The 7481-nt window shown below is 70.3% G+C and carries 7 protein-coding genes; 2 read left to right on the top strand and 5 right to left on the bottom strand.

Translation table 11 applies throughout. The features are described from left to right. Nucleotides 1-106: 106 nt before the first annotated feature. Nucleotides 107-1006, top strand: a complete 900-nt coding sequence (locus MKD50_RS04005) for a polysaccharide deacetylase family protein (protein WP_252666467.1) — start codon at nucleotides 107-109, stop codon at nucleotides 1004-1006. Nucleotides 1007-1174: 168 nt separating this feature from the next. Here MKD50_RS04005 and MKD50_RS04000 read toward each other — a convergent pair whose 3' ends face one another. The 4 genes from MKD50_RS04000 to MKD50_RS03985 all read right to left on the bottom strand — a co-directional run bounded on the left by MKD50_RS04000 (nucleotide 1175) and on the right by MKD50_RS03985 (nucleotide 6310). Further along, nucleotides 1175-3280: a heavy metal translocating P-type ATPase gene (locus MKD50_RS04000; protein ID WP_371925272.1), complete on the bottom strand. Its 2106-nt coding sequence runs from the start codon at nucleotides 3278-3280 to the stop codon at nucleotides 1175-1177. Between the two features lie 355 nt (nucleotides 3281-3635). Beyond that, nucleotides 3636-4046 (bottom strand): VOC family protein, encoded by a 411-nt coding sequence (locus MKD50_RS03995; protein WP_252666466.1) that lies wholly within the window; start codon nucleotides 4044-4046, stop codon nucleotides 3636-3638. A gap of 120 nt (nucleotides 4047-4166) precedes the next feature. Further along, nucleotides 4167-5624, bottom strand: a complete 1458-nt coding sequence (locus MKD50_RS03990) for a heavy metal sensor histidine kinase (protein ID WP_115701120.1) — start codon at nucleotides 5622-5624, stop codon at nucleotides 4167-4169. Further along, nucleotides 5621-6310 (bottom strand): heavy metal response regulator transcription factor, encoded by a 690-nt coding sequence (locus tag MKD50_RS03985; protein ID WP_018008628.1) that lies wholly within the window; start codon nucleotides 6308-6310, stop codon nucleotides 5621-5623. Before MKD50_RS03985 ends, MKD50_RS03990 begins: the two co-directional genes overlap by 4 nt. A gap of 209 nt (nucleotides 6311-6519) precedes the next feature. On the opposite strand from MKD50_RS03985, the gene MKD50_RS03980 reads away from it, so the two are divergent. After that, entirely contained in the window at nucleotides 6520-6963 is a 444-nt protein-coding gene (locus MKD50_RS03980) for a hypothetical protein (protein ID WP_252666465.1), read from the top strand. A 41-nt stretch (nucleotides 6964-7004) separates the two neighbouring features. Here the strand turns inward: MKD50_RS03980 and MKD50_RS03975 are convergent, their stop codons facing one another. Further along, on the bottom strand, nucleotides 7005-7256 hold the full coding sequence (locus MKD50_RS03975) for an H-NS family nucleoid-associated regulatory protein (protein ID WP_371925271.1): 252 nt from the start codon (nucleotides 7254-7256) through the stop codon (nucleotides 7005-7007). Nucleotides 7257-7481 lie beyond the last annotated feature (225 nt).

The raw sequence follows: 7481 nt of genomic DNA, 5'->3' as shown, positions 1-7481 counted from the left end.
CGAGATCGGCATGGAAGCGGCGCTGCGCCGCATCTTCGAGGCGTACCGGGGCAAGGTGGTCGAGGCCCGCACGCTGGTCGATTCCGGCAACTGAGCACGCACGCACATGGCACGGATCGCCCTGAAGGTCGACGTCGACACGCTGCGCGGCACGCGCGCAGGCGTGCCCCGGCTGCTGTCGCTGCTGGCGGCCGCGCAGGCACAGGCCACCTTCCTGTTCAGCCTGGGCCCTGACCATACCGGCTGGGCGCTGCGGCGCGTGTTCCGCCGCGGCTTCCTGCAGAAGGTGTCGCGCACCTCGGTGGTGTCGAACTACGGCTTGCGCACGCTGATGTACGGCGTGCTGCTGCCCGGACCGGATATCGGCCGCAAGGGTGCCGCCGAGATGCGCGCCGCGCGCGCCGCCGGACATGAATGCGGCATCCACACCTGGGACCACGTCTACTGGCAGGACAACGTGCGCGAGCGCGATGCCGCCTGGACCCGCGACCAGATGCAGCGCGCCTTCGCACGCTTTCGCGAGATCTTCGGCGAGCCCCCGGCCACGCACGGCGCCGCCGGCTGGCAGATGAACGAGACCGCGTTCCGCCAGATCGACATCTGGGACATGGCGTACGCGTCCGACGGCCGCGGCGACGCGCCCTATATCCCCACCATCGGCGGCGTGCCCTGCCGGCATGTGCAGATGCCGACCACGCTGCCGACGCTGGACGAGCTGATCGGCACCGACGGCCTGACCGAGGACAACGTCCACACGGCCCTGCTGAAGCTGACCGACGGCACGCGCGACCATGTGTTCACGCTGCATGCCGAGCTTGAAGGCGGCAAGCTCGCGCCCGTGTTCGAACGGCTGCTGGCAGGCTGGCGCGCGCAGGGGCACGAGCTGGTGTCGATGGGCACGTGGTATCGCGGGCTGGATTGCGCGACGCTGCCGCGCCTGCCGGTGACGTGGGGGGAGATACCGGGGCGAAGCGGGGAGTTGATCGTGCAGCCAGCACCCGGCTGACAAGCGGGCGCCAGCCGACCGTTGTGTACTCCCTCACCCGCTTGCGGGAGAGAGTTGGGGTGAGGGCCGGAGCTTCCACGAAGTTCGAACGCCCAGTGCTTGCCACGCGCCCGCCCTCACCCCCGCCCCTCTCCCGCTTGCGGGAGAGGGGAGCAAACCAACGGATGATCACCCGCCGCGCCGCGCCCCCACCCGCAGCCCGTTGAACACCACCAGCAGGCTCGCCCCCATGTCGGCGAACACCGCCATCCACATCGTCCCCATCCCCAGCACCGTCAGCACCAGGAACACGGCCTTGATGCCCAGCGCCAGCGCGATGTTCTGCCTGAGGATGGTGGCGGTGCGGCGCGACAGCCGCACGAAGGCCGGGAGCTTGCGCAGGTCGTCGTCCATCAGCGCCACGTCGGCGGTTTCGATGGCGGTATCGGTGCCGGCGGCGCCCATGGCGAAGCCAACGTCGGCACGCGCCAGCGCCGGGGCGTCGTTGATGCCGTCGCCGACCATGCCGATGCGGCCGCCGCGGGCATGGGCCGCGTCGGCCAGCGCGGCGATGGCATCGGCCTTGTCCTGCGGCAGCTGATTGCCGCGCGCTTCGTCGATGCCGACCTGCGCCGCGATCGCCTGTGCCGTGTGCGGGTTATCGCCGGACAGCATCAGCGTCTTGACGCCCAGCGCGTGCAGCTCGGCAATTGCCTGGCGGCTGGTATCGCGCACGGTGTCGGCCACCGCGAACAGCGCCAGCGCGGTGGCCGCGCCGCGGCCGTCCACCCGCGCCAGCAGCACCACGGTCTTGCCCTCGCGCTCCAGCGCTTCGAGCCGCGCTTCCAGCGCCGGCGAGCATGCGCCCATCTCATGCACCAGCCGATGGTTGCCGAGCCGGTATTCGACGCCCTGCACCGTGCCGCGCGTGCCGCGCCCCGCCAGCGCCTCGAACGCTTCCACCGGCAGCGTGGCAATGCCGTCGGCCTGCGCCGCCGTGGCCACCGCGCGCGAGACCGGATGGTCGGAGCGCGCCGCCAGGCTGGCAGCAATGGCGCGCGCATGCGGGACATCGCCGGCCAGCAGCGCGTGGTCGGTCTGCGCCGGCTTGCCGTGCGTGATGGTGCCGGTCTTGTCCAGCGCCACCCAGGCCAACTCGCGGCCCTGCTCCAGGTACACCCCGCCCTTGACCAGGATGCCCCGCCGCGCGGCCGCGGCCAGCCCGCTGACGATGGTGACCGGGGTCGAGATCACCAGCGCGCACGGGCAGGCGATCACCAGCAGCACCAGCGCCTTGTAGATCCAGTCCACCCAGCCGCCGCCCGCCAGCAGCGGCGGCACCAGCGCCACCCCCAGCGCGATCGCGAACACCGTGGGCGTGTAGATGCGCGCGAACCGGTCGACAAAGCGCTGCGTGGGGGCGCGGCTGCCCTGCGCGGCCTCCACGGCGTGGATGATGCGCGCCAGCGTCGAGTCGCTGGCGGGCGCGCTCACGGTGTATTCGAGTTCGCCGGACTGGTTGATCGAGCCCGCGTAGAGCGCATCGCCTTCGGCCTTGTCGACCGGCACGCTTTCGCCGGTGATGGGCGCCTGGTCCAGCGCCGACTGGCCACGCACGACCTTGCCGTCGAGCGCCACGCGCTCGCCCGGGCGCAGCCGCACCAGCGTGCCGACGGCCACGCCGGCGGCCGGCACGGTGTCCCAGCTGCCATCGGCGCGCCGAACCGTGGCCAGTTCCGGCGCCATCGCCATCAGGCCGCGGATGGCATTGCGGGCGCGGTCCAGCGACGCCGCCTCGATGCGCTCGGCCAGCGCGAACAGCACCATGACCATCGCTGCTTCGGGCCACTGGCGCAGCAGCAGCGCGCCGGTCACGGCGATGCTCATCAGCGCGTTGATGTTCAGGTTGCCGTTGCGCAGCGCGATCCAGCCCTTGCGGTAGGTGGTAAGCCCGCCCAGCGCCACCGCCGCCAGCGCCAGCACCGCCGGCAGCCACGGCAAACCCAGGCCCAGCCATTCCGTAGCCTCGGCCCCCAGCGCGGCGACACCGGCCAGCGCCAGTGGCCACCACGGCTTGCGTGCGGCGGTTTCGGGCCACACTTGCTGCGCGGCCTCGGCGCTGAGCGGGACCGGCCGCATGCCCAGGCTTTCGATGGCGCGGGCCACCGGCTCCGCCGACGGCAGCGTGTGGTGCACCGTCAGCACGCGCTGGATCAGGTTGAATTCGAGCGCGGCGATGCCGGCCATGCCGCCCAGCTTGTTGCGGATCAGCGTTTCCTCGGTGGGGCAATCCATGGCGTCGATGCGCCAGGCAGCGGTGCTTGCGCCGGCCGGTATCTCGACCCGAGCCGGCGGCGTCAGCGCGACGGTGGAGGCGCACCCGCCGCCGCAACACGCGGCAGGTGCCGGTTCCGGGGCGGCGTGACTGTGACCGTGAGCGTGGCCGTGGTGATCGTGGTCATGCGCATGGCAGGCGCCATGCGACCTATCGTGCTGTACGGCGTGATCGTGTGGAAGAGCGTCTTCAGGTGACGTGCGAGCCATGTCTTGTTGTTCGCGCTGGTTTGACCTGATGACATTGAAGACCCTGTAGCGGCTACAGAGTCAAGCGGCATGGCCGTCGTGATGCCGGCCCTGCCGCGGCGGGCCGCTAGTGCTCGCAGTTGACCATCCACGACATGCCGAAGCGGTCCACCAGCATGCCGAAGCCTTCGGCCCAGAAGGTCTTCTGGTACGGCACCACTACCTGGCCACCCTGGCTCAGGCCATCGAAGATGCGCTGGCCTTCGTCGCGGCTGACCCCGCCTACCGACAGGCTGAAGCCGCTGAAAGCCGGGCGCTCGCCGGGACGGCCGTCGGACGCCATCACCTGGTTCCCGCCAATCTGGAGATTGGCGTGCATCACCTTGTCCTTCCAGTCATCGGGCACCGCCATGCCCTGGTCCTGCGGCGCGTCCTTGTAGCGCATCGCAAACGTGACCTGCGCTCCCAGCACCTTGCCGTAAAAAGCCACCGCCTCGTCGAAGCGGCCGCCGAAGTCCAGATAAGGTTGCACCTGCATGTTGCTCTCCTGGTTGTCCATCGGGTTGCATGACATGGAACTGCTGCCGGACGCGCCGCAGCAGGGGCGGCCGGCACGCGCGCCATTATCCGCGCGCGCAAGGCAAGTGCAAGAGCGGACTCAGGATACGGCGGCGGGGGCGGAAGGCAGGGGCATCGGCACCGGCTCGGCCGGGAACTGCAGCGTGAACACGGTCAGTCCGTCGACGCTGCGCACCGTCACGCTGCCGCCGTGCAGCCGCATGATGGTGTCGACGATGGCCAGGCCCAGCCCGGTCGATGCCGCCGAGTTGCGCCGCGACGGATCGGCGCGATAGAAGCGGCCGAAGATATGCGGCAGCGTCTCCGGCGGGATCGCCGGACCGGGGTTGCTGACACGGATGCTGGTGCCCGTAGCGCTGCCGGCCGCCATCGGCGCGCGCGCGACGTCGACCCGCACCGTGCTGCCCGCCGGCGCATGGCGCAGCGCGTTGTCCAGCAGGTTGGTCACCGCGCGCCGCAGCAGCGTCTGGTCGGCCTCCACCGGCGCGGAGCCGGAGACCGTCAGCACCACCTCGCGGTCCGCCGCCACGGCTTCGAAGTACTCGGCCATCTTGTCGAGCTCTTCGCGCGCATCCAGCGTGCGCACGTCCAGCGCCACCTGCGCATGGTCGGCGCGCGCCAGGAACAGCATGTTCTCGATCATGCGGGCCAGGCGCTCGTACTCCTCCAGGTTGGACTCGAGCAGCGCTTCATACTCGGCGCTCTTGCGGCTCTGCGCCAGCGTGACCTGGGTCTGCCCGATCAGGTTGCTGATCGGCGTGCGGAAATCATGGGCCAGGTCGGCCGAGAACTCGGACAGCCGCGAAAAGCTGTCCTGCAGCCGCGCCAGCATGTCGTTGAGCGCGGCCGCCAGTTCGCGCAGCTCCGCCGGCGCGCTGCCCACGTCGAGCCGCGTGGCCAGGCGGCTGGTGGTCACCGCGGCGGCATCGGCGGCCATGCGCCGCAGCGGGCGCAGCGCGCGCCGCGCCAGCGCAAAGCCCAGCCCGGCGGCCACCGCCGCGCCGCACAGCGTGGCCCACAGCAACTGGTGGCGATACTCGCGGATCAGCGCGACGCGATAGCCGGCATCGCGCAGCACCACGATTTCGACGGCCTTGTCCGAGTCGCCCAGCTGGCCCAGCGCGGCAATGCCGCGCGAGGGCACGCCGTTCTTCGGGCGCCAGGTCTGCAGCATGCCCTTTTCGGGCTGCGTGGTGGCCGGCAGCACGCGCAGCGGCGGCACGGTCTCGTTGCGCGGGTTCAGCGTCACCAGCGGCTCGCCCTGGCGCGTGCGCACCACCAGGATCAGGCCCTCGTGGCCCATCGCGATATCGGCAAAGCGGTGGGTATCGGCGCGGATCTCGGCTTCGCTGCGCACCTCGCGCAGCAGGTGGCGCACCAGCAGCACCTCGCCCACCAGTTCGCTCTCGTCGCGCCCTTCGAGCTGGGCCGACAGCGCGCTCGACAGGTAGGCCGCCACGCTGGCCAGGATCGCCGCGGTGGCCAGCCCGTAGGCCAGCGCCAGCCGCGTGGTAAGCGAAGACGGCAGCCGCATCATGCGTCCTGCACCCGCTCGTCGCCGTCGTCCAGCACATAGCCCATGCCGCGGCGCGTATGGATCAGCTTGCGTGGGAACGGGTCGTCGACCTTGGCGCGCAGGCGCCGGATCGATACGTCGACCACATTGGTGTTGCTGTCGAAATTGACATCCCACACCTGCGAGGCGATCAGCGAGCGCGACAGCACCTCGCCGCGCCGGCGCGCCAGCAGGTACAAGAGCGCGAACTCCTTCGAGGTCAGGTCGATCTTCTGGCCGGCGCGCACCACGCGGCGGCGGATGGCGTCGATCTGCAGGTCGGCCACTTCGATGAATTCGCTCTCGCGCAGCGGGCCGCGGCGCAGGATGGTGCGGATGCGCAGCACCAGCTCGGCAAAGGCAAAGGGCTTGACCATGTAGTCGTCGGCGCCGAGCTCGAGGCCCTTGAGTCGGTCCGACAGCTCGTCGCGCGCGGTCAGGAACAGCACCGGCGTGTCGCGCTCGCGGCGCAGTTCGCGCAGCACCTCCCAGCCGTCCAGGCCAGGCAGCATCACGTCCAGCACGATCAGGTCATAGGGATGCTCGCGCGCGTGGGCCAGGCCGTCCGCGCCGTCGCGCGCCAGGTCCACCACGAAGCCGGATTCGGTCAGGCCCTTGTGCAGGTAGTCGCCTGCCTTGGGTTCGTCCTCGACAATCAGGATACGCATGATTCAGTCACTTTCGGGCGGCCCAGTGCCGCCATGGCGTAACGCTAGCCGAGGATCGCGGCGAATGGGTAAAGATTGCAGAAATGTCATCGCCATGCCAACGCATTGCCACGGCATGGCAGCGCAAATCACCGGTAGAATGCGCGCTCACCTCCCGTGCGCGCGACTGTCCCGCGCGCATCGTCTCCCATTCTGCCGGTTTCCCTGCGATGAAGCGCCTGCCTGACTCCTTGTTGCTGTCTCTTGCCCTGCTTGCGCTGCCCACTGCGGGCGCCGCGGCGGCGGACACCCGGATGTGCGGCGCGGTGCAGGCGGCTGGCCTGTCGCTGCCGGACCGCCATGTCGCGGCCAAGCTGGCAGCGGAAGCGTCGCTCGGCGGCGCCGCCGACGCGGGTTGCGGCGGCAGCGCGGTGCGCGTGATGGCCGAGCCGGCCGGCACCGGCGCGCCGTTGCAGCTGGGCGAACCGGAGGCTGCGCAGGACACTGCCGCGGGCGCTGCCGCGCAGCCTGCCGCGGCTACCGACGTGCTGCGCGAACTGCCGCCCGAGGTGTTCGTGCACCGCTCTCATGTGGCACCCATGGCCACGCCGGCGGCATTCACCGGCATCCTGCCAATGCTGCCGGTGCTGCGGCTGCTGCCCCCGCACTGCTGAGCTCGACGCGCACAGGGAATTAGCAGGGACCTGGCAGCGACTTAATCGACGCGGAAAAATTCGATCGACTGCCCGGCGTTGACCGCCCGCTGCAGCCAGTCAGGATATTCGCCCTGCCCGTCCCAGCTCTGGCCCAGGGCATTGCGGTACAACGGCCGCGCGCCCGCGGGCTTCGGCGCCGCGGCGGTGGCCGCCGACGGCGCGGGTGCTTCGGCGCCTGCCGATGCCGTCGCAACGTTGTCGAAGCACCCGGCCTCGACCAGGTCGTCGAGGGTCAGGGCATGACGGTCCATTTGCTCGCGGATCCACGCCACCGCAGCGAGTTTGGCTGAATCAGACTCGGACATGACTCTTGTGAGAGGCCCGCTGCATTTCCGCGGGCAATGAAAAACCGGCGATGGAACCACAGGCCGGTCGGACAGCCATGATTCTACAGCCTTTGCCCGGCGGCAGCTTCTCCGGCGTGCTCGCGGTGCCGACTAATGCCCGCGGGATGACGGCATTGTCATGTGGCAGTC

It is taken from the genome of Cupriavidus mimosae (genome assembly GCF_023952485.1).
In the GTDB taxonomy this organism is placed as follows: Bacteria; Pseudomonadota; Gammaproteobacteria; order Burkholderiales; family Burkholderiaceae; genus Cupriavidus; species Cupriavidus taiwanensis_C.
This window is presented reverse-complemented; position numbering and strand designations above follow the sequence as displayed.

Excerpts from the sequence above, each read along its gene's own strand:
- MKD50_RS03980 (WP_252666465.1), top strand. The coding sequence starts at position 6,520 with ATGAAGCGCCTGCCTGACTCCTTGTTGCTGTCTCTTGCCCTGCTTGCG.
- MKD50_RS03990 (WP_115701120.1), bottom strand. The coding sequence starts at position 5,624 with ATGATGCGGCTGCCGTCTTCGCTTACCACGCGGCTGGCGCTGGCCTAC.
- MKD50_RS03975 (WP_371925271.1), bottom strand. The coding sequence starts at position 7,256 with ATGGACCGTCATGCCCTGACCCTCGACGACCTGGTCGAGGCCGGGTGC.
- MKD50_RS04005 (WP_252666467.1), top strand. The coding sequence starts at position 107 with ATGGCACGGATCGCCCTGAAGGTCGACGTCGACACGCTGCGCGGCACG.
- MKD50_RS03995 (WP_252666466.1), bottom strand. The coding sequence starts at position 4,046 with ATGCAGGTGCAACCTTATCTGGACTTCGGCGGCCGCTTCGACGAGGCG.
- MKD50_RS03985 (WP_018008628.1), bottom strand. The coding sequence starts at position 6,310 with ATGCGTATCCTGATTGTCGAGGACGAACCCAAGGCAGGCGACTACCTG.
- MKD50_RS04000 (WP_371925272.1), bottom strand. The coding sequence starts at position 3,280 with ATGGATTGCCCCACCGAGGAAACGCTGATCCGCAACAAGCTGGGCGGC.